The organism is Chryseobacterium paludis (assembly GCF_025403485.1).
Classification (GTDB): Bacteria; Bacteroidota; Bacteroidia; order Flavobacteriales; family Weeksellaceae; genus Chryseobacterium; species Chryseobacterium paludis.
This window is the reverse complement of record NZ_CP099966.1, coordinates 3,514,893-3,540,255: the sequence shown is the minus strand read 5'-3', so window position 1 is coordinate 3,540,255 and position 25,363 is coordinate 3,514,893. Positions and strand designations below refer to the sequence as shown.

The following is a 25,363-nucleotide window of genomic DNA, read 5'->3' as shown; positions in this document are numbered from 1 at the left end:
TTTGAAATAAATCTAATAAAAAGTAAAAATGAAAGGCGACAAAGATAATTTTTTTTTATTTACAAACAAATTTTTGGTTCGCATTTTTTATTTTTCCGAAAAAAAAACCGAATATTACAAAACAGTTTCGTTTAATTTTTTATAAATTAGCACAATGTTTATCAAGGACTATATCTCAAAGGATTTCCCGTGTTTTAGCCTGACTGACTCAATAGAATCAGCAAGAAGTACATTAGAAGATTTTGGATATACCCATATTTTCATTAAAAAATCCCATCACTTTTATGGGGCTATTGCTAAAGACTTTCTTCATGAGACAGAAGGAACGTTAAAAGATCTTGAGCATCAGGTTGAGCGATTTGCTATTCTTGAAGATAACAATATCATGGACAGTATCCGTTTGTTTTACACGTTCAATTCCAATGTGATCCCTGTAATCAGTAAGACAGAAAAATATTTGGGATATATCACCTGTGAAGATGTTTTTCAAGATATGTCACGCTATCCTTTATTTTCAGAATCTGGGGCCATTCTCACGGTAGAAGCTCCGGCGAGAAAATATTCGATGACTGAAATTGCCAATATTGTGGAAAGCAACAATTCAAAGTTTTATGGTGGTTTTATCAGTTTTATGTCTGAAGAGGTTGTTCGTGTTACCATTAAGATCAGCAATGAAAATCTGGCGTCTATTGATGCAACTTTTGATCGATATGATTACAGAATTGTTGAAAAATTCTATTCTGATGAAAAGACCGATCTGTTTAAAGACCGATTTGGTTTTTTCCAAAAATTTATAGAAATATAACATGAAGGCAGCTATATATTCTCAAAAAAAAGATCTCGATACTTTTTTATATTTAAGCAAATTTGTTTCAGAACTTGAAGGCAGAGGTGTAAAATCTGTTTTGTATGATGAAATGGCTGAAGCTCTTCAGTTTTCAAAAATTTTCGAAACATTTAACAATAAGCAGGATCTTATAGATAAAGAAGTAGACCTTTTCTTCACTTTTGGAGGTGATGGAACTATTGTAAATTCACTTACTTTTATTGAAGACCTTGAAATCCCTATTGTTGGGGTAAATACAGGAAGACTGGGTTTTTTAGCAAGTTTTACTAAAGAAGAAGCTTTCAAGGAACTGGATGCCATCTTAAAAGGAGATGTAAAAACCAGTCGCCGTTCTGTAATTGAAGTAGTTTCACCAAGATCAGATGAATTTTTCCCATATGCTTTGAATGATGTCACTGTTTCAAGAAAGGAAACCACATCAATGATTACTGTAGATTCTTTTATAAACGATGAATTTCTAAATGTATTCTGGGGAGACGGGGTTATTGTTTCTACACCTACTGGTTCTACTGCTTATTCTTTAAGTTGTGGCGGACCAATTATCTCTCCCAATAACGAAAACTTTGTCATTACTCCTATTGCTCCTCACAATTTGAATGTGAGACCTTTGGTGGTTAATGATCGGGTAGAAATAAAATTTAAAGTAGAAAGCCGGGTATCCCAATACTCTCTTTCTTTGGATTCAAGATTGATACATATAGAAACAGATAAAGAAATCGTCATCAAAAAGGCTGATTTTCAGATCCTTTTGGTTCAACCTAACAACTTAAGTTTCTACGAAACCATCCGCCAAAAACTACTCTGGGGACGGGATAAAAGAAATTAGCAATTAAGCAAAATTTCTTACCTTTACAACAACTTTACAAACACCTAATAATATTTTTAAAAAGTAAAACATGAGCAGAATTTTTCCGGCAGGAGTTGCCACAGGTCAATTAGTTACTGATATTTTTCAGTATGCTAAAGAAAATAAATTTGCGTTACCAGCTGTAAACGTTATCGGTTCTAGCAATGTAAACGCTGTTATGGAGACTGCAGCAAAATTAAATTCTCCTGTTATTATTCAGTTTTCAAATGGTGGAGCTGCTTTCAATGCAGGAAAAGGATTAAGCAACGACGGACAAAAAGCTGCTGTACTAGGAGCAATTGCCGGAGCAAAACATATTCATACTTTAGCTGAAGCTTACGGAGCTACTGTAATTTTACATACAGACCACTGTGCAAAAAAATTATTGCCATGGATTGATGGTATAATGGATGCTAATGAGGAATTCTTTAAATTAACAGGAAAATCTCTTTATTCATCTCACATGTTGGATCTTTCTGAGGAGCCTTTAGAAGAAAACATTGAAGTTTCTGCCAGATATTTCGAAAGAATGGCTAAAATGAAAATGACTTTAGAGGTTGAGATTGGTGTAACAGGAGGAGAAGAAGATGGTGTTGACAATTCTGATGTAGACAACTCTAAATTATATACTCAACCAGAAGATGTAGCTTATACATATGAAAAATTAAAAGCTGTTTCTGACAACTTTACTATCGCTGCTGCTTTTGGGAACGTACATGGAGTATATAAACCAGGAAATGTGGTTCTTACACCAAAAATATTAGATAATTCTCAGAAATTTGTTCAGGAGAAATTCGGAACAGCTGATAAACCTGTAAACTTTGTATTCCATGGAGGTTCTGGTTCTACTTTAGAGGAGATCAGAGAAGCTATTGATTATGGTGTTATCAAAATGAATATCGACACAGATCTTCAATTCGCTTATACAGAAGGCGTAAGAGATTATATGGTAAACAATATTGAATATTTAAGATCTCAAATCGGAAACCCTGAGGGAGAGGAAAAGCCTAACAAGAAATTCTATGATCCAAGAGTTTGGGTAAGAAAAGGTGAGGAAACTTTCTCTACAAGATTGGGTAAAGCTTTTGAAGATTTAAATAACGTAAATACGCTTAAATAAATTATAAATTTTGGATTTTAGGTTTTAAATAACTTTTTTAAAATCTAACTAATCCAAAGTCTAAATCTAAAATTTTATAAATGGCATTCGACTGGTTTAAAAGAAAAGCTAAAAACATTACCACTTCTACTGATGAAAAAAAGGATGTTCCTAAGGGGCTTTGGCACCAAACTCCATCAGGAAAAGTAGTAGAACACGAGGAACTTAAGAAAAATAATTACGTTTCTCCTGAAGATGGGTTTCATGTAAGAATAGGAAGTGCAGAATTTTTTGATATCCTTTTTGATGAAGGTAAATTCACTGAACTAGATGCTAATGTTGAAAGTATAGACATCCTAAACTTTAAAGATACAAAGCCTTACGTAGACCGTTTAAAAGAAGTAAGAGCAAAAACAAAACTTACGGATTCTATCAGAAATGCAGTAGGAACTGTAAATGGAACTCAAATGGTAGTTTCTTGTATGGACTTTGCTTTTATTGGGGGATCATTAGGTTCTGTAATGGGTGAAAAAATCAGGAGAGCTGTAGATTACTGTATTGCTCATAAACTTCCTTATATGATCATTTGTCAGTCTGGAGGTGCTAGAATGCAGGAGGCAACTTATTCTCTAATGCAACTGGCAAAAGTACAGGCTAAATTAGCTCAACTTTCAGAAGCAGGTCTTTTATATATTGCTTATTTATGTGATCCTACTTTTGGAGGTATTACGGCTTCTTTTGCAATGACAGCCGATATTATTATGGCTGAACCTAAAGCTTTAATCGGTTTTGCGGGACCAAGAGTTATCCGTGAAACGATTGGTAGAGATTTACCAGAAGGCTTCCAAACCTCAGAATTCCTTCAGGAAAAAGGTTTTGTGGACTTTATCGTAAAAAGAACCGAGATTAAAGATGTTGTTGCTAAAACAGTAAATTTATTAGCAGTACATGCTTAAAATTTGTAACAAAAACAATATAATCTCTCTCTAATTAGGGAGAGATTTTTATTTATGAGAACTTTTAAGATATTTTTCAGTACGATTCGGACAATGAGTTTTAAAAAGATTCTTCGTCTTTTATCACTTGTCTTACCACATCCTTTGTTTTCTATATTAAGTTTTCATGCTACCGTCAAAGCTTTTACTATCGCTCAAAAACGGTTTCCCGATACAGCTTCCAATAATGGAATAGGAAATGCATTCAGACATGCCTTGTGGTGCTGTTTTATTATCATGTATTGTTCTAAAATTTCCTCACCTCAAAAAGCACTCGACTTTTGTAAGAGAATAACAGATTTACACGAAGAATTGTTTCCCAACAAACCATTAGAAACAAAAATGGATCTTCATAATAATAAAATCGGAATGGATTATTTTATGGAAATTCTCCCTGGTATCCACCGTCAGTTTTTTGAAAAAAGTTTCTTTATAGATGCTCTGATTGAAAAGATGAACGATGCCAAAGTTCTTAAAAATCTCGATGATGATTTTGAGGGATATTTGGTCTATCTTGATGAAAAATAGTTTTATCAACCTATTACAGGCTGTTAAGAACTTAAGTTTAGATGAATCATTTTGATCTCCTAATAACTTATTGAATCTTAGTATTTCAAAAAAGCAAAAGTTTAAATAGTTTTACATATAATTTATTATCTTTTCTTAAATTTTAATTCAATCAAATGGTTCTCAGCAGAATTTGGTCCGCTTTCATTATTATAGCTATTGCTATTGCAAGTATAAAATATATTTCTTCAGGTCATTATAATACCATTTTCAACGATATGGTAGTTGGAAAAGGAGGAGATACTGTACAGATTGCAACACAAAAGATGAACACGCTCTCCCCAATCATCGGAGATAGCCTGATGAAGAAATCTGATTTCGCAGATAACAGAATTCATTATAAAGCAGATTCATTAAAACAAAATGTAAAAGTTTACCGTGTTCAGGAGGCAGATGGAGTTATTGGCACTGCAGAAACAGCTGTGAAAATATGCATTGGACTGATCGGCATCATGACCCTGTTTATGGGTTTTATGAGTATTGCAGAAAAGGCAGGTGGAATTAATTTGTTAAGCAGGTTGATTCAACCATTTTTTTCGAAATTATTTCCTGATATTCCCAAGAATCACCCAGCATTTGGGCATATGCTAATGAATTTTAGTGCTAACCTTTTAGGTCTTGATAATGCGGCTACGCCATTTGGTTTAAAAGCAATGGAAAGTTTACAGACCTTAAATCCCAATAAAGATACGGCAAGCAATTCTCAGATCATGTTTCTTTGTCTCCACGCAGGTGGAATGACGCTGATTCCGGTTTCTATTATTGCCATCAGAGCTTCGATGGGATCAAAAACACCGACTGATATCTTTCTTCCCTGTATGATTGCTACTTTTACAGCAACATTGGCAGCAATGATCATTGTTTCCTTATATCAGAAGATCAATTTACTACGTCCGGTTGTAATTGCCTATGTAGGAGTAATTTCTGCTATTATCGGACTTTTGGTTTTATATCTTGTCCAATTAAGCAAAGATGAATTAGATACATTCAGTAAAATCCTTAGTAACGGATTGATTCTCTTTATATTTTTAGCTATTGTTCTTGGAGCAGTCTACAAAAAGATCAATGTATTTGATGCTTTTATAGACGGCGCAAAAGAAGGCTTTACCACCTGTGTGAAAATCATCCCTTATTTAGTCGGAATGTTGATTGCGATATCACTCCTAAGAACTTCCGGCGTTTTTGATGTGATTATAGACGGAATGAAATGGGTTGCTAATGCAGCGAATTTAGATGCAAGATTTGTCGACGGACTGCCAACTGCTTTAATTAAGCCTCTCTCTGGTTCCGGAGCTCGCGGAATGATGGTTGACACCATGTCTACTTTTGGGGCAGATAGCTTCCAGGGAAAATTAGCCGCTGTTCTTCAGGGAAGCTCAGACACTACATTTTACGTGATTGCAGTTTATTTTGGAGCCGTAGCCGTTAAAAACACAAGATATGCTGTAATTGCCATGCTTTTGGCGGATCTGGTAGGTGTTATCACTTCTATTGCGTTAGCCTATTTATTTTTCGCATAACAAAACTAAAAACAACCTTCTAACAACTTGCAACAAAAAACCAGAATATGATAACAGATAAAGAATTCACATTAAGACTCATCCGCCAGTTAACCCAAGCACTCGAAAAACTTATTTTAGATAAACCGGAAGAAAGCTTAATGCAGAAAGAATTGGATTTTGATTCCTTAATGAAGGATATTTTTAAAATAGACTTCGTAGAAATATCTTCAAAATCCAAAGAAGAAATCATTGCAATTGTCAACGAAAGACAGGAAAGAGATCATAAAGATTATTATGAAATGCTGGGAAATCTTTTTTACTTTACAGGAAAACAAAGCAACAATACTGATTTCCTTGTCAAAGCAAAAACGTTTTATGAATTATATCTTCAGACAAGTGGAATTTTTGCACTTCCCATTATAAATAGAATCAACGAAATAAAAAAAGCACTTGAATAAAGTGCTTTTTTTATTTTATATATTAGAATGTAATTTTGTAGGTTCCTGTTGAAGAGGTACTTGCTTTTTCAGCTTTCACATACTTTTTAACCCATGCTACCGATGTTGAAGAGACACACGGATCAGATATTCCTCCTGCCCGTCTTGCGGAGACTACATTTCCTGCTTTGTCTACTGTATAAGCAACGGTAACAGAACCACTTGCCGTACAGCTATGTTGAGGCTGTGCTCCACCCCTGCCCATTGTTCCGGGTATATATCCTACCAATTTTCTGTCAATTCCTACTTTACTGTCTCCGTTTCCATCTCCTCCTAAAGGATCTCCAGCGTTTCCAATACCTGTCCCTGTTCCTTGGCCTCCTGCTTTTGTTCCTCTCCCTTTAATTAAATTTCCAATCGCTGCATTTCCTTTTCCATCTCCGTTACCTGTTTTTGAATTAGCCGTTGTAGCAGTGGCCTTTTTAGTATTTTTGGAAGCAGAAGAGCTTGTTGTTTCTTTTTTATTCGATTTAGATTCTTCCTTTTTTGGAACACTAACTTTTTTATTATTTCCTGTAATAATTTTTTCCTTTGATTCTGATTTTTTCGTCTCAGGCTCCGGCTCAGGTTTTACTACTGTTTTAGTTTCCGGAACCGCTGCTTCTACAGGTTCTGGAGTGATTTCTTCTGTTTTAGCGGCTAAGCTTCCTTCCTGCTCTGCCGGCTCTTCTACCCCATTCCCATTTCGATTGTCCCCAAAGTTAACCAACATCGTAGTGATTACTTCAGGTTCTTTATCTTGTTCGGGTTTTAATTTATAAAGAAAAACAAAAAGTAGAATTGCAGACCATATCAGAATAGAAAGTATTCCACTTTTTATCCGATCTCTCGTTTCCTCATTTTTGTTTACGATATAACTTTTCATTTCTTTAAATACTTACCAACCTAATGGTTATTTATCTTTAACTGTTGCAAGCGCAAGGTTGAATTTATATTTCTCAGCTATTTCCATTGCAAAAACAACATCTTTATGTAATGTATTTTCATCGGCACGAATCGTAAACGACTTATTGCTTTGATTGGCTAAACTGTTTACAATAGTTTGTTCAAGCAGCTGTTTAGTCACTGGTTTATCATCTACATAATAAGATCCATCAGGCTTTATACTAACAGTCAGTGGATTGGGTATATTATCATCAACGGAAGTTGTTTTTGGCAATTTAACATCAATTGCACTTTGGTTGGCCGCTGAAGAAGTGATCATAAAAAATATCAGCATCAGCAAAATAACGTCAGTCATCGCTGCCAAACTGAATTCCGGATTCGCTTTATTTCTTCTTTGAATTTTCATCTGTTTACTTTTACTTTTTTTTAAATGGTCAGATGGAACCTTTCGGTTTCATAAGAAAGATTTATAAAGGTTTGTTGATAAGATCTAAAAATTCTCCAGACATATTCTGGGTCTTCAGTACAAATTTATCAATCCTTGTTAAAAGGATGTTATAAAAAAAGTTTGCAGGAATAGCTACAGCTAAACCAACTGCCGTTTGTCCCAACGCAGTATAAATACCTTCTGAAAGAGTTTTTGGAGAGAAAGATCCTGTTGCATGAGATAGATTAAAGAAAGCAATAATCATCCCGATAACAGTTCCTAAAAGTCCTAACATAGGAGCAATACTTGGAACTACAGCTAAAAGATTTAGGTTTTTCTCCATATTGGCTACTTCAACCTGAGCCTGCGATTCCATTGCACTTACAATATCTGACACAGGACGTCCTAATCTTGAAATTCCTTTTTCCAAAATTCTACCTTCGGGTGAATTCTGCCTTTTGCAGTAATCAGCAGCAGATTCAATTTTTCCTTCTTTTATAAAGTCTTCAATATTATTCATAAAGTTGGAATCTGTTTTCGACGATAATCTTTTAATAAAGAAAAAACGTTCAAAAAACAGATAAACAGAAAATACACCAAGAAGTAACACAATGGCCATCACTATCTTAGCGAAAGCTCCTCCATGGAACATTATTTTCCAAAATGAAAATTCTAAATTGTCTGTGGCAACTGCGGGTGTCGCAATTTGTGCAAATAAGATCTGGGTAAGTTCCGTTAACAGCATTAATTTGAATATTTTATAATGATTTTAAACGACAAAAGTAATGGAATATTATTAATTGATGTCTTAAAAAATGCTTAAAAACAACTTAAATTTTTTCCATTGCCACATAAACAGCAAATTTCTTTCCAAAAAAGAATTTTGAAAAGAAATTGATTATAGTAAGACTGAGGAAGATGAATTTAATCTTCGTCTATCTCAATATGGTCTTGTTTAAATTCGCATTTAAGTCTAAAAGCAATTGGAGTATCTGATCCTGTGTAGAAATCATCAATGGTCCCTTTCCAGATCAATTCTAGCTCTCCCGCTTCATTTTTCTCAAATGAAAGCTCATTATCGTAGATAAAAGCATCTTCATCATCAAACAAATCTACCTCTGTAAAGGTGTCTTCATCGGAATCATTGATGTTAATCGTTTTTCCTTCAATCTCCGCAGATTCAATCGGAAAATCGAAAACTTCAAGTGAAAGTTGAGGAAAGTTATACTGTAAAGAATCATCGTCTACGTGATCCAAGCCATCATCCGTTATGACTTCAACTTCAAGAAAGTGTTGTTGGTTACTATAAATAGCCTTGCAATAAGTGCTTCTTATATTGTATTTTAATGTCTCGTCCGGATGGTAAATTTTTAAAATCCCTTTCATTATTTCTTAAAAAAGAGCTGTAATAATATGATTGTTAAATGTTTTAAGCAAAGATAAAAAATAGATTGAATTTGAAAAATATTTTCAAAATTATTTTTCTAAAATCGACAATCAGGACATTTCTGATCTCCTAATATTACTTACTTTTGTTGTTATAAAGATTCTGAAATGAAAAATGTTTTATGTAAAGGTATTTTGTGCTTAGGATTAGTAGTAAGCCTTACAGCTTGTAAAAAATCTGATTCACCCTTAACAAAAGTGACTCCCACCAACCTGGATTCTATTGCTTCAAACTATTATGAACAATACCTAAAATTATATCCATTGGATGCTACCTCACAAGGTGATCCGAGATATAACGATCAACTGCCGATTAATATCGATAAAGATTTTATCACAGGAGAGATCGCTTTTTACAATTCAATTCAAAATCAATTAGACAAGGTAGATTACAATGGTCTTTCAGACGATGACAAGGTAGTTTACGATGTTCTGGATTATACATTGAAAGATAAAATTGAAGCTTATGCTTACCATCCGGAATACATTCCATTTAGTCAGTTTACGGGCCTGCCTTTAAATTTCCCTTTATTTGGAAGTGGTGAAGGGAGCCAGCCATTTAAAACAGAAAAAGATTACGCAGATTGGCTACAAAGGATGAATAAATTTCCCTTATGGATGGATAGTGCAATAGAAAATTTTAAAGAAGGAATCAATAATAAAGTCGTTTTACCTAAAAAACTGATTGTAAAAATGATTCCTCAGATGAAAGCGGAGGAAATTATTACCCCTGATTTTGACAAAAATATTTTCTACGGACCCATCAAAAATTTCCCAAAAGATTTTTCGAAAGCTCAAAAAGATAAATTTACAGCTCTTTATAAAGACGCTATTTTGAAAAAAATCATTCCTGCTTATACCAAAATGGGTGTGTTTTTAGAAACGGAATACCTTCCTAAAGGAAGAGATACTGATGGATACAACAGTCTTCCAAGAGGAAATGAAATCTACCAATATTATGTAAAAAGTTGGACCACAACTAATAAATCGCCTGAAGAAATTAATAAAATTGGACTTCAGCAGGTAGCCATGCTTCGTGCAGAAATGGAAAAAGTGAAGCAACAGGTTGGATTTACCGGAAGCCTGGAAGAATTTATCAATTTTGTAAAAACTGATCCTAAAGCAATGCCTTATAAAACTTCAAAAGAAGTTCTGGATGGTTTTAACGGGATTTTATCTAAAATTACCCCGAAACTAAAGACCATGTTTAGTGTAACTCCAAAAACAAAATTTGAAATCAGACAAACCGAGAAATTCAGGGAAGCAAGTGCGAGTGCAGAATACATCCAGGGAACTCCAGATGGAAAAAGAGCCGGCATTTTCTATGTTCCTCTTCCCGATCCTTCAAAATTTAATGTGACTTCAGGAATGGAATCCCTATTCTTACATGAAGCTATTCCGGGACACCATTATCAGGTTTCCCTTCAACAGGAAAACACGAAGTTACCAAAGTTTATGAGATTTGGTTGGTTTGGAGCCTATGGAGAAGGTTGGGCACATTACTGTGAAACTTTAGGTCCTGAGTTTGGATTATACACCGATCCTTATCAAAAAATGGGCTACTTAAGCGATCAGATGCTGAGAGCGGTACGATTGGTCGTGGACACTGGATTACATACAGGAAGAATGACAAGAGAAGAAGCTATAAAATATTTCTTAAGCAATATTTCCTATGATGAAGCAGGAGCTACTGCAGAAGTGGAAAGATACATGGCAATGCCGGGACAGGCTTTAGGATATAAAATAGGTTCTTTAAGAATTCGTGAACTTCGTGATAAATACCAGAAACAACTAGGCAGTAAATTTAGTCTGGCAAGTTTCCATGACGAAGTTTTGAGTCAGGGATGTCTTCCTTTGGATGTCCTGAATAGAAAAATGGAACTTTGGGCAAAGAAGCAGAAGTAATTTTCAACAAAATAAAAAAGCCATGAATTAATATTTGCGGCTTTTTTTACATTTACTTAAATATAATAAAATGATAACAGATTCGCTAAAATCTCTTTATACCAGAGATTTAAATAAATTAAAATCAGAAATTGAAGCGTACCAAAATGAAGAGTCAATCTGGTTAATAGACAAGCATATTTCAAATTCTGCAGGAAACCTCTGTCTTCATTTGGTTGGAAATCTTAGCCATTTTGTGGGTGCAATACTTGGACATTCCGGATATATAAGAAACAGAGAACTTGAATTTTCATTAAAAAATATTCCACGAACTGAATTAATTCAGCAAATAGAAAGTACAATTGAAGTTGTAAATTCTTCCCTTGACAAATTAACTGATTCTCACCTAAAGAACGAATATCCTCTTGAAGCTTTGGGATATAAAATGACAACTGAATATTTCCTGATTCATTTGATCGGGCATTTGAGCTATCACCTGGGGCAAATTAATTACCACAGAAGGTTGCTGGATCACTAATTATTTCTCAAACATCATCTTTGTAATAAAATCTTTGTCTCCTTTTCCTCTTGCAGGAGAATATTCTCTGCCATAGAAAATGATCTGGAGATGAAGCTTATTCCAAACACTTTCCTTCCATATGTTTTTTGCGTCTTTTTCCGTTTCTATCACATTTTTTCCTGAGGTGAGTTTCCATTGGGTCATTAATCTATGAATATGCGTATCAACAGGAAACGCGGGAAATCCAAACCCCTGGCTCATTACTACGGAGGCTGTTTTATGACCAACTCCCGGTAGAGCTTCAAGTTCTTCATATGTCTGGGGCACTACCCCATGATGTCTTTCCAATAAAAGTTCAGCCATTCTTTTTAGATTTTTAGCTTTTGTATTTGAAAGTCCTATTTCTTTGATGAGTTCTTTAATCTCTGAAACTTCCAGTTTAGCCATCTTTTCTGGCGTTCCTGCCACTTTAAAAAGCTGCGGGGTTACCTCGTTCACCTTTTTATCTGTTGTCTGCGCAGAAAGCGCTACAGCAACCATCAATGTGTAAGCGTCAGTATGAGCTAACGGAATAGGAACTTCGGGATATAGTTTTTCTAATTCAAACTGAACAAGTTCTGCCCTTTGTTTTTTTGTCATTTAACCACTAAATTTGAACAAAAATAAACATTATGTTGAAAGTAGGAGACAAATTACCCGATTTTGAAGGAATCAATCAGGACGGAGGAAAAATAATCTCATCGGAATTGATTGGAAAAAAATTAGTTATATTCTTTTATCCGCAGGCCAATACACCAACGTGTACTGTGGAAGCATGTAATTTAAGTGATAATTATTCTCAACTAAAGAAAGCCGGGTTTCAGCTTTTAGGGATAAGTGGAGACTCTGTAAAAAAACAAAAAAACTTTCACAGCAAATTTGCTTTTCCATATGATTTGGTTGCTGATGAAAACCGTGATATTATCGAGAAATTTGGTGTTTGGCAGGAGAAAAAGACATTTGGCAAAACTTATATGGGAATTGTAAGAACTACTTTTATCTTTAACGAAAAGGGAATTTGCACAAGAGTTATTGAAAAAGTAAGTTCAAAAACAGCTGCAGAACAGATCTTAGAAGAATAAGATTAAAGGTAAATAACACGAATTTTTTCAATTTAAGAATTCGTGTTATTTATTATTCGTTTACTCAGTTTCGTAATATCTTAATTCCTCCTCATCATTGGGAAGAGTTACATATTTTTGGAATTTCAATCCAAGTTTCTCGATTAACTTTTGTGAAGAAAAATTATCTTTGGAAGTAATAGCAGATATCTTCTTCAATCCGAATTCATCCATTCCAATTGATTTAACCATCATTGCTGCTTCATAGGCATAACCTTTTCCTTCAAATTCATCCAACAGAGAGAAGCCAATATCCAAAATATCAAGCCCATCACGTTCAAAAATACCTACAGCACCGACTTTTTTATTCTCATCTTTCGTTACAACCAAATAATTTCCAAATCCTAACTTTTCAAGCTGAGGAAGAAATCTGTTTTTAATATAGTCTTCTGCATCAGAAATCGTTTTTAGCTGGCGATCTCCAATAAATTTAATAAATTTTGGCCTGTTATAAAGATCAAATATAAAAGCACTATCATCCAAAGATATTGGACGAATGATCAATCTTTCAGTTTCGTAGAAATTATTTTCTTTTGGTTGATTTCTTAGGCTCATCTTTTTTTGGTTCTTCCTTTTTTTCAATTTTTAAAAGCCTTGGGTTGTTGGCACACTTCTTATTATAAAGTTCAATATAAGTTCCATTATCCTTTACATTAGTTATGGCTCCGGTAGTTTTGTTTACCGTTAATGTATAATGTGTTTTTTGATATGGACATTCCTTTGATGTTAATTTTCCTAAATCTAAATAATAATTATTCCGGTCTTCGTAATAATTTCCTGCCACATCCGTAAATTCCTCATCTATCATGTATCCATCTATAGTCGCAGCAATCGCCGCTTCTTCAACATTATCTACTTTTCCAATAAACCCTTTCAGGCTTTCAAGATCAGTGATATAACTTATTTTACCTCCTGAAGAATAAGCTATATAATAAAAACTATCTTCGTCCGGAAACAGATCAAAGCCCGAGAATTGTGGTGTATAATCTTTTTTTGCCCCTGAGATTTTTATCTCCTGATCTTTTGCATAGGTATTATAAACTAACACCCAAAAATCAATTTTCCCATTGGGTTCAATTTCTTTTAGAACATTTGGGATACTTGAAAATTTCTTTTTTTCCTGAGAATATGTCAAAATTCCTAAAAGAATAAAAGTGAATGTAACAAGTTTAGATGCCAATTTTATCATAATTTGAAAGTTATAAAAAGTAAAGCACTACTACATAAACTTCTCTCCTTTTTTGAAGTTCTTCAGGTCAAGAACATAATCTTTTATAAGCTGATCATTGTCTCGCGGACAAATAAGCAGTGCTTTATCCGTATCTACGATAATGTAGTTTTCCAGTCCATCTATAATGACAGCCTTGTTGTTGCTCTTCATCCGAACAATATTCCCTTTCGAGTTATATGCAAGGAGATATTTAAGCTTTACCGTATTTTCATTAGCATCTTTTTCCGCATTTTCATAAACAGAGGTCCATGTCCCTAAATCGCTCCATCCAAGATCTGAAGGTATAACATATACATTTTTAGCTTTTTCCAAAATTCCATTATCTATAGAGATCTTTTGAACTTTTGGATAAATAAGCTCAATACAATTATCCTCACTCTCAGCATTATATTCACAAGCCATAAAATGTTGAGTCATTTCAGGAAGGTAGGTTTCGAACGCCTTATGAATACTTTTCACATTCCAGATAAAGATTCCTGCATTCCAAAGAAAGTCTCCACTTTCTAAGAAACTTTGAGCGATTTCTAAAATTGGTTTTTCTGTGAATGTTTTAACTTTAAAACATTCAGCTTCTTTTTTATCAACAAATTGAATATATCCATAACCGGTATCCGGCCTTGTTGGTGTGATTCCTAACGTAACCAGATAATCATTTTTTGAAGCCAGGTCAAAGGCAAGTTCTACTTTTTCAAGGAAAACATTTTCTTTTAATATTAAATGATCTGCAGGCAAAACAACTATTGTAGCATCAGGATCAATCTCAGCAATTTTATTTGCCATATAAAGATTACATGCTGCCGTGTTTTTCATCAAGGGCTCTCCAACGATATTACTTTCAGGAATTTCAGGCAATTGTTGATGAGAAAGACTCATATACTCCTTATTTGTAATAACAAAAATATTTTCATTAGGAATGATCTTACTAATCCTGTCGTAAGTCTGTTGGATCATTGTACGTCCTACTCCTAAAATATCCTGAAATTGTTTTGGAAACTTCTGCGTACTCATAGGCCAGAATCTGCTACCAATCCCACCTGCCATAATTACACAGTATTTATCTGATTTTGACATGTTTAACTACATTTTTCTACCCTTGCCAAAGGTTTGAAAGAATACTTCCTTCCAGTAGCCAGGTTCTTACAAAGATAGTTTTTTTTAATCAGACCTTCTAGAAAATACTTCTCGTTTCGGTACATAAAGTAGTCTCCTTCTTTTAATTCTTCAATAAATTGAAGTTTATCATCTTGTTTCTCAATATGGAAATATTTAACCAAATCCGGACTTGCCATAAAATTGGCCTTTGGAGACTTTGAAAATTTCATGATAATTGGCCTCAAAGCTTCATCATATACCTCAGTACTTTCCAGAAGCATCCGTCTGAAAGTCTCTTTCCATTCGTTACCATGAGGAGAAATTCTTCTTCCATATTTTTCAAAGGCAATAAGATGAGCTAACTCATGAGTAAGCACGAAGAAAAAGAGTTGGGGAACCAATGTAGAATTGATTGTTATTTCATGGGAATGATCTGGGAGCTTTCTATAGTCTCCCAGCTTGGAATTCCTATTTCGAGTAATTTTTATATGAATATAATAATCTGAAAACCAGATTTTCAAGTACTGAAGTGTATTCGGTGGTAAATATTTTTCTAATGATTGGATAGACATTTTACAAACTTAGTGGAATTCCTGCATAGAAATTCAACAATTTAAGACTGAAAAGATAATTAAATTTAGCTTGAGCCACAGAACCCTGTGCATTCGCATAATTATTTCTGGCTACATTTAAATCAAAGATAGTGGTTCTTCCTGCTGCATAACTTTTATCTGCAAAATCCATTGAAAGCTTTGTGCTTTTTGCTGCTTCAACTGCAGCAATATATGCTTCATAATTAGCATCTACGTCAAATTGTGCTTTCTGAACATTTTGTCTTACCGTTTGCTTCTGTTGTTCCAATGTATTTTTGGCAACACTTTCATTGATCCTGGATTGCTCGACTTGTAACTTTGTTATTCCTTTATTAAAAACTGGAATACTCACTGACAATCCGGCCTGCTGCCCGAAGTTGTCTTTATATTGTTGGAAAAAATTGGGCTCTTCAATGTAAACCAGTGCATTACCCACATTATTTGTATTAAGTAAGTTATTATAAAAACTTCCGATTCCTGCACTTGCTGTTACCGTTGGCCAAAATGCTGTTTTAGACACTTCTGTTTGCGCTTCAGCAGATCTAATTCTACTTTCCGCTGCTTTTATCTGCGGCTGATTGTCATAAGCAGTCGTTAAAACCTCATCTACAGATTTCAATTGTGGAGTAAGCTCGTCCGGAACGTCTACATCTTCAACATCAAAATCTTTGTATTCCTGCAGCTGCAATAGTTGAGCTAAGGCAAATAAACTTCTTCCGGTATTGATTTCTGCGGTTTTAAGGTTCTGCTTTTCTCTAGCTACGGCTGATTGTGCTTCAGCAAGAACGGTTTCAGCAGTTGTTCCTACCAAGGTAGTTATTTTTGCTCTTTCATATTGTTTTTGAGCATTCTCAACAGCACTTTGAGAAATTTTCACAATTTCTTTGTTCAGTAAAGTTGTTAAATACTGTTGTGCAATCTGTAAAGAAATATCATTCTTTATTGTTTCTATATCATACTGGCTTGCCTCAACATCAAATTGTGATTTTCTAATTGTTTTCTCTAGTCGTCCATTATTATAAACTAAAACATCTGCTGAGAGATTAGCATTATTACTGAACCTATCATTCCTGATACTTCCTGTTCCCAATGAGGCCTGTCCAAAACTTACTGTGTTCCCCACACTCGCTGATACAGAGGGTAAATATCCTTTTTTAGCAATTTTAAGATTAGAATCCTGAACTTGTTTCGAATATTCATTTTGGATAACCTGAAGATTATGTTTTACCGCATAATCCACACATTCTCTTAAGGACCATTTCTTCTGAGCATTCATACCCAGACAAGTTAATCCGAAAACGATAATCCAAACTTTTTTCATATAGAGATTTTACCATATTAGACGTAGTAAATATAAAAAAGTTACACATTTAAAAATTAATGTTTCATTTTAATAAAACTTTTGAGAATTTTGCATCATGACAACCAAAGAATATCAAGAAGCCGTAGACTGGCTTTTCGTGCAAGCACCCAACTATCAGATCGATGGTGAGAAGGCTTACAAGCCGGGATTGGATAATATAACCAAGCTTTGTGCTTTTTTTGACAACCCACAGGAAAAAATAAAATGTATTCATATTGGAGGAACGAATGGAAAGGGTTCAACAAGTAATATGTTGGCCTCTATACTCCAGGAAGCAGGATACAAAGTCGGAATATATAATTCACCTCATCTTATTGATTTTACAGAACGTATAAAAGTGAACGGTGAAAATTGTGATAAAGAATTTGTTTTTAATTTCATTCAGAAACTAAAAACTCTTCCAGAGGACATTCTACCCTCTTTTTTTGAGTTCACAACCATAATGGCTTTTGAGTATTTTTATCAGCAGCAAGTCGATTTTGCTATTATAGAAGTAGGATTGGGAGGCAGACTAGACTCTACAAACATAATAAAACCTATGGTTTCTGCCATTACGAATGTACAATTAGACCATCAGAACATATTAGGTAATACCATCGAGGAAATTGCCTATGAGAAAGCAGGCATTATTAAAAGTAATATTACAATCATTTCGGGAGATGAAAATGAGACTGTAAAAAATATTATTAGGGATAAAGCCAAAAAAGAAAATGCCAATTTTATTGACGCTACTTCCATAAAATCAGATTTAAAATCAGATTTAAAAGGAAACTATCAACAAAAGAATATCCGGGTTGTTTTAGCTTTAACAGATGAATTAACAAGGTTAAATGTTGAAATTTCACACCAGGATATTGAAAGTGGATTACTAAATGTTAATCAGAACACCGGATTTATTGGTCGTTGGTTTGAGTTTTCCAAAACTCCATTAACGATTTGTGATACCGCTCACAATCAAGCAGGATTAGAACAGGTTTTTTCCCAGCTCAATTCAATTGATCGCCACAAACATGTTATTTTAGGTTTTGTAAATGATAAAAAAATAGATGAAGTGATGAATTTGCTGCCTGAAAATTCTAAGTTTTATTTTGCAAAACCAGCTATTCACAGGGGACGCCATCCAAAAGATTATGAAGATTTGCTCATTAATGCAAAAATAATTTACAAAATTTTTGATTCTGTACAGGAAGCGTATTTATCTGCAAAACAAGAATGTACAAATGATGAAATGATTTTTATTGGCGGAAGCAACTTTGTAGTCGGAGAATTTTTAGAAAAAAATTTGTCTGTAAAAGAATAAGTCGTATATTTGCACCACTCAAAACGAGAAATCGTAAGTGGGGCTCTTAGCTCAGTTGGTTCAGAGCATCTGGTTTACACCCAGAGGGTCGGGGGTTCGAATCCCTCAGGGCCCACAGAGAAAGGTAACTGAAGCCTTTTAAAAAAAATTCAGGGCTCTTAGCTCAGTTGGTTCAGAGCATCTGGTTTACACCCAGAGGGTCGGGGGTTCGAATCCCTCAGGGCCCACAGAAAATCTCTCAGGAAACTGGGAGATTTTTCTTTTTTATATCAATCGCTTATAACAAAAAAGGTTGATCCATTGATCAACCTCACGTATATTAATATTTCAACAATTTTACTTCTTAATTAATTTTAAGGTATTTGAAGCTTCTTTTGTATAGACTTTTATAATATAATTTCCAGATTTCAAATCATTTATATCTATTTTGTTTTCACTTAGAAAAGCTTTTCTAACAATTCTTCCTGCCAGGTCATATATTTCAATTTTTATCAATTTTTCACTTGTTTTAAATATTAAAACATCCTTTACAGGATTTGGATAAATTGCAATATCAGTTTTAAACTCCGTGTCTTTTATTCCTAATGAGTTTTGAACAGTTGTAACATAGTTATTTGTTTCTATTGGGAAATTATAATCAAAATAAATATTTGCCATATTTGCAAACGACTCTCCAGCAAGCAATGTCGGTTTTACCTTAATTTTAAATATCACATAACCGTCATTATTAGCATCATCAAAAGGAAGATTAATACCCTGAAAGATAAATTCTACTTTTGTCCCTGTAATTTTGGTTTCATAATCATGACTTCCTCCAATAGGTATTAAACTGTTTATATCAAACTTGTTCCCATCTATGATATCTTTCACTAAAATGTTCTGAGCATTTGCAGTACCATTGTTTTCAAAACGGATTAAATAATGCACATAACCACCTGCAGAACTCTGTGAAATCATATTCCCTTCTAAACAGGTTTTATCATTCGGATCAAAAGCATTGACAACATTTTGGTTCAATACGGAAATATTATCTTGGGGAGTCTCATCACTATTGTCTGAAATATGTGCGTTAAAATTCAAAATATCACCTAAATTTAAAGGAGGTACTTCTGTAGGCGCATTTAAATTCAGCACAAAATTGATTACTCTTGTTTCAAAAGGCTGGATGTTTGAAAAATTCCATGATAAAATATTGGGCACCTGATTTGAAATACCCGGAACAGAAGACACAAAGTCCAAAACGGCGTCATTAAATTGCAGAGTAATTAAACCCGATTGAGTCTGATTTCCTTTATTCTTATAAATTATTTTATAATGCGCATCAAATCCCGGTCTTGCACCATCTAAAGGAATAACGTTGATTTCAAGGTCATTATGAACTCCATTCGGGATAACACAAAAGTTTTGAGTTTGTGGACTTACCATAGAGGGAAAAGAGAAAGTAGCACTTGATGGATTAACCGTAAAATAAGCCGGGGTTTCCAGAATAGGAGTAAGCGTATGTGTTCCTGCTAATACTGGTAAACCATAGTTTCCAGATGAATTACCTATCAATACTCCTGTTAAATACCCTCCTTGATTGGTCACATTGAACTTCATATTTGGATATATAGGGTCTGTAATACCACAGCCATCATTATTAAAATCATATTTCGTGCTTCCTTGAGCTACATAATAAGTCCCACCCGGATTAAATGAACAATAGGTATTAACGGAACAATTTGTACTGCCATTAATATTTACATGCTGTTGAATCGTGTACATCTCCCACTCGTCAACACATACATATTTTAAATTAGGGAGATTTTCAAAATTCAGTCCAGATTCTACACTTCCGTTTTTCATGAAAATCCTCTCCAAATTTGGATTATTACCACACAATAAAGTAGTTAAACCTGTCTGATTGGATACATCGACTACACTCACATTGGTATGCATACATTGAAGAGTTCCTATTTTATTAATCATTGACAAGTCCAGTACCGAAATAGGATTGTCATTAACAACAAAATCGTTAACTTTAATTAGGCTACTTACATCCAAAGTCGAAATATTATTATTTCGAGCTTCCAGTTGTATTAACTCCGGCTTATTACTTAAATCTAAATTGGCAATTTGATTGTGTCCACAATCGAGGATCTGCAGATTAGATAACCCTGTAATATTTAACGTTACGAGGTTGTTATAAGAACAATTAAGCCTTTTTAGATTAAGCAAACCATTGAGATTAATTGAATTAAGTAAATTATTTGTAAAATCAATGTGCTCCAGGTTCACAAGAGGAGAAACATCAGCATTAGTAACCGCATTATTAAAAGCGACTAACACTTTTAAATTTGAAAATGCATTCAAACCTGTTAGATCTGATATCTTAGTTGGTGAAGTTGCAGAAATATTTTGAATTTGCAATTGATAAACAGCCAAAACTTCATTTTGCTCTATTTCATTATTGTTGTTGGCATCTATTTTAATAGAGCTGCCATTTATATTTTTCGCAATATCATTGGTGATATCCGCCTGTAATAATTTAGCTTTGAATTGCGAATCAGGAATACTAAGTATCTGAGCGTTACAAAAAGAAGTTATCCCCAGGAAGATTAATGTAGATTTTATTCTCATATTTTAATTGGTTTATTAGCTTCGGTTAAGTCACAAAAATAGCACATCTATACTATATTTAACTCTCCTTTTAAAAATTTAAAGATTTTACAAACAATTCATTAAATTTGATTATTACAACTAATGTTTGACAGGTTAAAATGATATGGTTATGGGCATCGTAATGTCAAAAAAAGAAATATTAAGGAGATTAAATACGCTTAGAATCAATCCTTTGGGACTGGAACCCAGAAACTATGGCATCTCAATTAAATACTATTCCTATGATGAGAAAGTCCCATCAAAAAGAATTGATTACGAGGCAACAGCAGATCTAAATCTTGAATATAATAAGGGTGTTTTAACGATTAACAAAAAAAATATTTTCTATAATCAGCATCAGCCCGACAATATCAGTGAAATTTTAGCAGACTCAATATCAAAAGCCTTATACCCTATTCAAACTCACCTGAATGAAAAAGGTATCGGCACCAATGAAATCACTAATCTGGAAGAGATTAAAGAACGATGGAAAGATGAAAAATCTAAACTATCACAAAAATACTCGAGCAAACCTCTTACTGATCTTTTCACATCAGTTGATCATAAAATAGATAATAAAACGGACCTGGAAAAAAGTCTTCAATATGATTGGTTTTGGAACCTTTTTTTCCATTCTAAATTCATTGATTACGGAGAAACCAGAAAAGCAAAAACAGCTTTATTTCTCTCGGTAATTCCTTATCAATTTCCAATTAGATTTTCCGGACTTCAAACAATCAATAAGATCCCAACCGGCTACCATTCTTTTGTGATAGAGTTCAAGAGTGAGGAAATGCCTGCAGACCCTTACTTTATTCCTAAAAATCATCCAGACCCGTCATCTTACTTTATGTCTTTACATGTTATTTTTGATTTGGACTTATATCATCATTTTCCTATGCATACGAGAGCTTATTTTGAAGTTTTCACCAATGATTCCTTAGGAAATAAAACTTTAGTGAAAAAAATAAATTACACTCAATTCCAACTCAATAATGAAGATTATAAACATAAGGAATTAAGCAAAGAGAGTCCTTTTATTACGGGAGGTTTAGTTATATCAGAGCCTAATAAATGGGGATTCTATAAAAACATATATGAGAATGACTGGTAAAAATCCATTTGTATAAAAAACATTAATTTTACAGACCACACAAATTATATTAATATGCCTTTAAAAGAAAAAGTAGTACAGGGAGCCTTGTGCCAATGCCAGTTTGGTACTACTCCAGATAAATTAATGGTACTCACGCAACAGAAATATTTCATTAATGATCTTAATGGAAGTTCTAAACTTGCTGCCACTCATAAAGATATAGGACCCACTTTTGAAAAAAACTGCTTTGGTTCGTGTAAAAAGAAGCTTAATACTCCTTGCGTTGCCATCGTTACAGAATGGAGTGGTTACTATGAAAAGGAAAAATATTCTCCACCAGACGGTTATATTTTATTGGAAGACAGCAAGGCCACCTGCCCTGTTGGAGGCAAAGACTGCATAAGTATTATTAAAACAGGACAGATCGGAGAACCATCCCAAAGCAACATTAAAAACGCTGACGAAGAACTTCAGCCTCATGTAAATCCTATCATTGATATGTCACAATATAATGCGAAGGACATGTATAAATTTGGATTTTAGGTATGGGTACAGCAGGAATTAAAAAGGCACTGATCAAAGAGCCGAAAGAAAACGTTAAAAAGTATGGTACCGGGTTCATTGTGGAACTAGGTCACTCGCAGAATTCTTTCACAGCCTATCTGGATAAAACCTGCCTTGGAAAAGGCACGCGTAATCCGGAATCTACCATGAAAGAGGTCAAATGGTTTCTTATAAGAGAACATATATGGACAGCCTATAAACAGCTTTATCCAACCCTTGGTCCTAATGAGTTTTTTAACACCATAAAAACTCAAAATGAAGAAAATAAAGATTATAAACTGTTTGAGGGAAATAATAAGGTATTCAGCACTGGAGATATTCAAACAAATTCCAAAAGCATAGGTGTTATCCATCTTTTAATTCCCTACAGCACTTTTCCGGAGGCAGATGGGAATGAGGTTTTAAGAGTCGTGGTTGTAGATAAACCACAGGTTCTATATTGTCATTTTAAATTTCCAAAAACCGGATATATCCCTTTAACAAATAATGAGAAAAAAGCTCTGTATGGGCAAACAGTAGATGTAGAAGTATATACTCATTTACTTCCTGATTGGAATAATAATCTTTCAAAATTCATATTTGATGTCGAACTTATTAACAAGGGTAAAGTTGTTTCTAAACAGGAAAGAGTAGAAATCACCAGTCCTGGGCCATTTGTTTACAATTCAGTAAAAGCTCTAAAATTTCAACTAAATCCTGACTGGCAAAAAAACCACAACAAAGAAAAGAAGGATGAACAGTTCTTTCTTAGATTAAAAGGCTATGTCGGATTTACAGGACCCGTTTTACTTCCAAAAGGTTTTTTGTCTCAGGAAGGAGCATACGACTCTCAAAAGGACACGTCAAACTGGGGCAGAATGGAAAAAGGAAAATGGATCTTTAATACCTCCCCTGATCTATTGGTTCCTTATAATGACATGAGTGCTCTATTTGGTGAATTTGAAAAACAAAAAAATAATCAGATTCAGTACATTGGAGATATTGAATATCTTAAAAAAGAATATGATCCCTGTGGATACAGTAAAATAACCGTAGCCGATGAATCTGATAAAAAGCGTAGTCCGTATGTTATCTTTGATGAAGATGCAAAAGACAAAATAGATAACACCAAAAATACTTTTGATGTTATCACTGGTGATAAGGAAAAGAAAAAGGTAACCATTACATTGGATAACCTTCAGAATAAAAACGTTTTATGCACAGGTGTTTTACTTCCTAAAGATGAAAAACACAATATTCCAAAGCATGTCTTTTTATTAGATAAGGTATTGATACCACATTATACAGGTAAAATACCTTCCGTTAAAAATGACTCTACACAGGCAAATGATACTGATGTTTATGCGGACGAAACTAAAGCTCCTTCTCAAAATGTTGCTGATGTACAAGGATGGACAGAAAATACTGATTACAATTACATAGGAGAAAATAAACTCCAGTTAAACCTTGATTATATTTATAATAAAACCATCGCTATTGGAAGTAAAGAATTTAGCGATGTGCCAGCAACAGAAGTATGGCTTGCCAATTATTTCTGGCTGTCGAAGGACAAAATACAGACTTATTTTGTTCCTATTTCTACCTGTCGTTATCCCAATCAATTAGTCAAATTAAGGCTATTTCCAGATGTTGAATGGTCATTAAACTTTTTTTATAACACTTCAGATCCGGTATGGTATGGGAACTCTGAACCTACATACAATATCTATGGGACTGAGAGTAAAGCGACCAGGGATACAATATCTGTAAAAGATCTTAAAACTAAAGGAGATGTAATCTCACTAGCAGAATTAAGAAGAGAAGAAAGAAATGAAAATAAAAATAAAAAAGACGGGCAAAAAAAAATAGGCACAGCAGCTAACCGCTTTATGGGCGATATGAAAGGCAGCTACGGATTATCAGCCAAGGTTTCCTATAATAGCGGGGTTTCTCACGAATTAAGCTGGAAATTTGCTGAGAAGTATCGTAAGATGCTTGGCATTCTAAAATCTATCTATGATACTGTTGATGATATTGCCGGAGCAAAAGATGCTAGAAAAGGTGCAGAATCTCTACCTCCATCTTTGGCTGGAAGAAGAAGCATGATGAGCCTTTCACTCCTGGCTCCTGCCCCATCTGTTGGGATCAGCTGGAAATTCGCTAAAACAGGAGACTCTGTAGGCCTGGAACTTGCTGGTAAGGCCAAGTGTTCTCCCCTTATCGGTGGTGAACTTAAAATTGATTTATTGGCTTTAGCGGATAAGATCCCGGTTTATGGAAAGTTTATTACTTTTCTAGACCTCACGACTTGGTTGATTGAAAAGATTTCGATGGATGCATTAAGCATCACCTACCGTATCGATTTGATATTTTATGCTAATTTAGCAATAGAAGAAGCATATGTAAAATGGAATGACGCAAAAGAAGGAAATAAGTTTGATACAGATCTAACTCTTTCGGGAACTCTTGGAGGTAAGCTTGAACTTGAATTGGGCCTTACTATGAGTGCTAAGCAGATCGAAAAATTCCCGGAAATAGAACTTCAGGCTGGTGTAAGAGCAGATTGTTCTTTTAAAATAACGGCAAGTCCAAATTTTGACTGGGGAAATAAGCTTGATTTTACAACCAAGTTCTCGGGGCTTATGGTTACCGTTTATTATAAGTTTTCCATGAAAAGAAATTCCAAAAACAAAGGCCCCGAAACTCTGGATCCTTTTAAATTGATACCAAGCTATTCAGGAAACCCGGTAAGTATGACTTTTGGAGAAGGCGAAGAAAATAAATTTTAATAAAATGAACAGGAAGATATTATTTGGTCTATTGTTATTT

25 protein-coding genes and 2 tRNA genes are annotated in these 25,363 nt (G+C 34.2%); 16 read left to right on the top strand and 11 right to left on the bottom strand.

What is annotated here, in order from left to right:
• The first annotated feature begins 154 nt into the window (after positions 1 to 154).
• From NG806_RS16040 to NG806_RS16010, 7 genes are all read left to right on the top strand, one after another.
• Entirely contained in the window at positions 155 to 805 is a 651-nt protein-coding gene (locus NG806_RS16040) for a CBS domain-containing protein (protein WP_214830136.1), read from the top strand.
• Position 806: 1 nt separating this feature from the next.
• A complete protein-coding gene (locus NG806_RS16035) occupies positions 807 to 1,673 on the top strand; it encodes an NAD kinase (RefSeq protein WP_214830134.1) in 867 nt (288 codons plus the stop codon).
• Positions 1,674 to 1,743: 70 nt separating this feature from the next.
• Positions 1,744 to 2,814, top strand: a complete 1,071-nt coding sequence (gene fbaA, locus NG806_RS16030; RefSeq protein WP_261510604.1) for a class II fructose-bisphosphate aldolase — start codon at positions 1,744 to 1,746, stop codon at positions 2,812 to 2,814.
• 80 nt (positions 2,815 to 2,894) lie between these two features.
• Positions 2,895 to 3,749, top strand: a complete 855-nt coding sequence (gene accD, locus NG806_RS16025; RefSeq protein ID WP_214830129.1) for an acetyl-CoA carboxylase, carboxyltransferase subunit beta — start codon at positions 2,895 to 2,897, stop codon at positions 3,747 to 3,749.
• A gap of 54 nt (positions 3,750 to 3,803) precedes the next feature.
• Entirely contained in the window at positions 3,804 to 4,316 is a 513-nt protein-coding gene (locus NG806_RS16020; protein ID WP_214830126.1) for a DUF6973 domain-containing protein, read from the top strand.
• Between the two features lie 155 nt (positions 4,317 to 4,471).
• Positions 4,472 to 5,875 (top strand): nucleoside recognition domain-containing protein, encoded by a 1,404-nt coding sequence (locus NG806_RS16015; protein WP_261510601.1) that lies wholly within the window; start codon positions 4,472 to 4,474, stop codon positions 5,873 to 5,875.
• A 47-nt stretch (positions 5,876 to 5,922) separates the two neighbouring features.
• Positions 5,923 to 6,315: a hypothetical protein gene (locus NG806_RS16010; protein ID WP_214830122.1), complete on the top strand. Its 393-nt coding sequence runs from the start codon at positions 5,923 to 5,925 to the stop codon at positions 6,313 to 6,315.
• A gap of 22 nt (positions 6,316 to 6,337) precedes the next feature.
• On the opposite strand, the gene NG806_RS16005 is transcribed toward NG806_RS16010, so the two are convergent.
• The 4 genes from NG806_RS16005 to NG806_RS15990 form a co-directional block, all read right to left on the bottom strand.
• Positions 6,338 to 7,219: a ferric siderophore ABC transporter substrate-binding protein gene (locus NG806_RS16005; RefSeq protein ID WP_261510600.1), complete on the bottom strand. Its 882-nt coding sequence runs from the start codon at positions 7,217 to 7,219 to the stop codon at positions 6,338 to 6,340.
• Between the two features lie 27 nt (positions 7,220 to 7,246).
• On the bottom strand, positions 7,247 to 7,645 hold the full coding sequence (locus NG806_RS16000) for an ExbD/TolR family protein (RefSeq protein ID WP_214830111.1): 399 nt from the start codon (positions 7,643 to 7,645) through the stop codon (positions 7,247 to 7,249).
• A 61-nt stretch (positions 7,646 to 7,706) separates the two neighbouring features.
• Positions 7,707 to 8,411, bottom strand: coding sequence for a MotA/TolQ/ExbB proton channel family protein (locus tag NG806_RS15995; RefSeq protein WP_214830110.1), 705 nt, complete (start codon positions 8,409 to 8,411; stop codon positions 7,707 to 7,709).
• A 179-nt stretch (positions 8,412 to 8,590) separates the two neighbouring features.
• Positions 8,591 to 9,052, bottom strand: a complete 462-nt coding sequence (locus NG806_RS15990; protein ID WP_214830107.1) for a hypothetical protein — start codon at positions 9,050 to 9,052, stop codon at positions 8,591 to 8,593.
• Between the two features lie 168 nt (positions 9,053 to 9,220).
• Between NG806_RS15990 and NG806_RS15985 the strand changes: the two genes are divergently transcribed.
• Both NG806_RS15985 and NG806_RS15980 read left to right on the top strand, forming a co-directional pair.
• Complete coding sequence (locus NG806_RS15985) at positions 9,221 to 11,017, top strand: DUF885 domain-containing protein (protein WP_261510598.1); 1,797 nt, start codon at positions 9,221 to 9,223, stop codon at positions 11,015 to 11,017.
• A 70-nt stretch (positions 11,018 to 11,087) separates the two neighbouring features.
• Entirely contained in the window at positions 11,088 to 11,534 is a 447-nt protein-coding gene (locus tag NG806_RS15980; RefSeq protein WP_261510597.1) for a DinB family protein, read from the top strand.
• Here NG806_RS15980 and NG806_RS15975 read toward each other — a convergent pair whose 3' ends face one another.
• Positions 11,535 to 12,155, bottom strand: a complete 621-nt coding sequence (locus NG806_RS15975) for an endonuclease III domain-containing protein (RefSeq protein WP_261510596.1) — start codon at positions 12,153 to 12,155, stop codon at positions 11,535 to 11,537. It lies immediately after the preceding gene.
• A gap of 32 nt (positions 12,156 to 12,187) precedes the next feature.
• On the opposite strand from NG806_RS15975, the gene bcp reads away from it, so the two are divergent.
• Positions 12,188 to 12,637 carry a thioredoxin-dependent thiol peroxidase gene (gene bcp / locus NG806_RS15970; protein WP_261510595.1) on the top strand — a complete coding sequence of 150 codons (450 nt, stop codon included), beginning with the start codon at positions 12,188 to 12,190 and terminating at the stop codon, positions 12,635 to 12,637.
• Between the two features lie 60 nt (positions 12,638 to 12,697).
• Here the strand turns inward: bcp and NG806_RS15965 are convergent, their stop codons facing one another.
• Genes NG806_RS15965 through NG806_RS15945 form a run of 5 tightly spaced genes read right to left on the bottom strand, consistent with a single transcriptional unit; the run spans position 12,698 to position 16,913 of the window.
• Positions 12,698 to 13,231 carry a GNAT family N-acetyltransferase gene (locus tag NG806_RS15965; RefSeq protein WP_214830090.1) on the bottom strand — a complete coding sequence of 178 codons (534 nt, stop codon included), beginning with the start codon at positions 13,229 to 13,231 and terminating at the stop codon, positions 12,698 to 12,700.
• The gene (locus tag NG806_RS15960; RefSeq protein ID WP_214830087.1) at positions 13,200 to 13,865 is read right to left on the bottom strand and encodes a hypothetical protein; all 666 of its coding nucleotides are present in this window, start codon (positions 13,863 to 13,865) and stop codon (positions 13,200 to 13,202) included. Before NG806_RS15960 ends, NG806_RS15965 begins: the two co-directional genes overlap by 32 nt.
• A 30-nt stretch (positions 13,866 to 13,895) precedes the next feature.
• Positions 13,896 to 14,978, bottom strand: a complete 1,083-nt coding sequence (locus NG806_RS15955) for a mannose-1-phosphate guanylyltransferase (protein WP_261510592.1) — start codon at positions 14,976 to 14,978, stop codon at positions 13,896 to 13,898.
• A gap of 2 nt (positions 14,979 to 14,980) precedes the next feature.
• Positions 14,981 to 15,571: a SprT-like domain-containing protein gene (locus NG806_RS15950; protein ID WP_214830084.1), complete on the bottom strand. Its 591-nt coding sequence runs from the start codon at positions 15,569 to 15,571 to the stop codon at positions 14,981 to 14,983.
• 1 nt (position 15,572) lies between these two features.
• Positions 15,573 to 16,913, bottom strand: coding sequence for a TolC family protein (locus tag NG806_RS15945; RefSeq protein WP_214830081.1), 1,341 nt, complete (start codon positions 16,911 to 16,913; stop codon positions 15,573 to 15,575).
• A gap of 97 nt (positions 16,914 to 17,010) precedes the next feature.
• On the opposite strand from NG806_RS15945, the gene NG806_RS15940 reads away from it, so the two are divergent.
• The 3 genes from NG806_RS15940 (at position 17,011) to NG806_RS15930 (ending at position 18,482) form a co-directional block, all read left to right on the top strand.
• On the top strand, positions 17,011 to 18,255 hold the full coding sequence (locus tag NG806_RS15940) for a bifunctional folylpolyglutamate synthase/dihydrofolate synthase (protein ID WP_261510589.1): 1,245 nt from the start codon (positions 17,011 to 17,013) through the stop codon (positions 18,253 to 18,255).
• 40 nt (positions 18,256 to 18,295) lie between these two features.
• Positions 18,296 to 18,370 (top strand) — tRNA-Val (locus NG806_RS15935).
• A gap of 37 nt (positions 18,371 to 18,407) precedes the next feature.
• Positions 18,408 to 18,482 (top strand) — tRNA-Val (locus tag NG806_RS15930).
• Positions 18,483 to 18,591: 109 nt separating this feature from the next.
• On the opposite strand, the gene NG806_RS15925 is transcribed toward NG806_RS15930, so the two are convergent.
• Complete coding sequence (locus NG806_RS15925; RefSeq protein WP_261510587.1) at positions 18,592 to 20,874, bottom strand: T9SS type A sorting domain-containing protein; 2,283 nt, start codon at positions 20,872 to 20,874, stop codon at positions 18,592 to 18,594.
• A 151-nt stretch (positions 20,875 to 21,025) separates the two neighbouring features.
• Here NG806_RS15925 and NG806_RS15920 point away from each other — a divergent pair, with 151 nt between their 5' ends.
• The 3 genes from NG806_RS15920 to NG806_RS15910 are packed head-to-tail and all read left to right on the top strand — an operon-like array spanning position 21,026 to position 25,323.
• Positions 21,026 to 22,009: a hypothetical protein gene (locus NG806_RS15920; RefSeq protein ID WP_261510585.1), complete on the top strand. Its 984-nt coding sequence runs from the start codon at positions 21,026 to 21,028 to the stop codon at positions 22,007 to 22,009.
• A gap of 54 nt (positions 22,010 to 22,063) precedes the next feature.
• Positions 22,064 to 22,534, top strand: a complete 471-nt coding sequence (locus tag NG806_RS15915) for a DUF4280 domain-containing protein (protein WP_214830069.1) — start codon at positions 22,064 to 22,066, stop codon at positions 22,532 to 22,534.
• Between the two features lie 2 nt (positions 22,535 to 22,536).
• Positions 22,537 to 25,323 carry a hypothetical protein gene (locus tag NG806_RS15910; RefSeq protein ID WP_261510583.1) on the top strand — a complete coding sequence of 929 codons (2,787 nt, stop codon included), beginning with the start codon at positions 22,537 to 22,539 and terminating at the stop codon, positions 25,321 to 25,323.
• Positions 25,324 to 25,363 lie beyond the last annotated feature (40 nt).

Bases quoted from the DNA above. Each gene is read 5' to 3' on its own strand.
- accD (WP_214830129.1), top strand. From the start codon at position 2,895: ATGGCATTCGACTGGTTTAAAAGAAAAGCTAAAAACATTACCACTTCT.
- NG806_RS16035 (WP_214830134.1), top strand. From the start codon at position 807: ATGAAGGCAGCTATATATTCTCAAAAAAAAGATCTCGATACTTTTTTA.
- NG806_RS15960 (WP_214830087.1), bottom strand. From the start codon at position 13,865: ATGATAAAATTGGCATCTAAACTTGTTACATTCACTTTTATTCTTTTA.
- NG806_RS15980 (WP_261510597.1), top strand. From the start codon at position 11,088: ATGATAACAGATTCGCTAAAATCTCTTTATACCAGAGATTTAAATAAA.
- NG806_RS16000 (WP_214830111.1), bottom strand. From the start codon at position 7,645: ATGAAAATTCAAAGAAGAAATAAAGCGAATCCGGAATTCAGTTTGGCA.
- NG806_RS15955 (WP_261510592.1), bottom strand. From the start codon at position 14,978: ATGTCAAAATCAGATAAATACTGTGTAATTATGGCAGGTGGGATTGGT.
- NG806_RS15945 (WP_214830081.1), bottom strand. From the start codon at position 16,913: ATGAAAAAAGTTTGGATTATCGTTTTCGGATTAACTTGTCTGGGTATG.
- NG806_RS15985 (WP_261510598.1), top strand. From the start codon at position 9,221: ATGAAAAATGTTTTATGTAAAGGTATTTTGTGCTTAGGATTAGTAGTA.
- NG806_RS16015 (WP_261510601.1), top strand. From the start codon at position 4,472: ATGGTTCTCAGCAGAATTTGGTCCGCTTTCATTATTATAGCTATTGCT.
- NG806_RS15995 (WP_214830110.1), bottom strand. From the start codon at position 8,411: ATGCTGTTAACGGAACTTACCCAGATCTTATTTGCACAAATTGCGACA.
- NG806_RS15920 (WP_261510585.1), top strand. From the start codon at position 21,026: ATGGGCATCGTAATGTCAAAAAAAGAAATATTAAGGAGATTAAATACG.
- NG806_RS15950 (WP_214830084.1), bottom strand. From the start codon at position 15,571: ATGTCTATCCAATCATTAGAAAAATATTTACCACCGAATACACTTCAG.
- NG806_RS16005 (WP_261510600.1), bottom strand. From the start codon at position 7,219: ATGAAAAGTTATATCGTAAACAAAAATGAGGAAACGAGAGATCGGATA.
- NG806_RS15910 (WP_261510583.1), top strand. From the start codon at position 22,537: ATGGGTACAGCAGGAATTAAAAAGGCACTGATCAAAGAGCCGAAAGAA.
- NG806_RS16040 (WP_214830136.1), top strand. From the start codon at position 155: ATGTTTATCAAGGACTATATCTCAAAGGATTTCCCGTGTTTTAGCCTG.
- NG806_RS15990 (WP_214830107.1), bottom strand. From the start codon at position 9,052: ATGAAAGGGATTTTAAAAATTTACCATCCGGACGAGACATTAAAATAC.
- fbaA (WP_261510604.1), top strand. From the start codon at position 1,744: ATGAGCAGAATTTTTCCGGCAGGAGTTGCCACAGGTCAATTAGTTACT.
- NG806_RS16020 (WP_214830126.1), top strand. From the start codon at position 3,804: ATGAGAACTTTTAAGATATTTTTCAGTACGATTCGGACAATGAGTTTT.
- NG806_RS15925 (WP_261510587.1), bottom strand. From the start codon at position 20,874: ATGAGAATAAAATCTACATTAATCTTCCTGGGGATAACTTCTTTTTGT.
- NG806_RS15965 (WP_214830090.1), bottom strand. From the start codon at position 13,231: ATGAGCCTAAGAAATCAACCAAAAGAAAATAATTTCTACGAAACTGAA.
- bcp (WP_261510595.1), top strand. From the start codon at position 12,188: ATGTTGAAAGTAGGAGACAAATTACCCGATTTTGAAGGAATCAATCAG.
- NG806_RS15940 (WP_261510589.1), top strand. From the start codon at position 17,011: ATGACAACCAAAGAATATCAAGAAGCCGTAGACTGGCTTTTCGTGCAA.
- NG806_RS16010 (WP_214830122.1), top strand. From the start codon at position 5,923: ATGATAACAGATAAAGAATTCACATTAAGACTCATCCGCCAGTTAACC.
- NG806_RS15975 (WP_261510596.1), bottom strand. From the start codon at position 12,155: ATGACAAAAAAACAAAGGGCAGAACTTGTTCAGTTTGAATTAGAAAAA.
- NG806_RS15915 (WP_214830069.1), top strand. From the start codon at position 22,064: ATGCCTTTAAAAGAAAAAGTAGTACAGGGAGCCTTGTGCCAATGCCAG.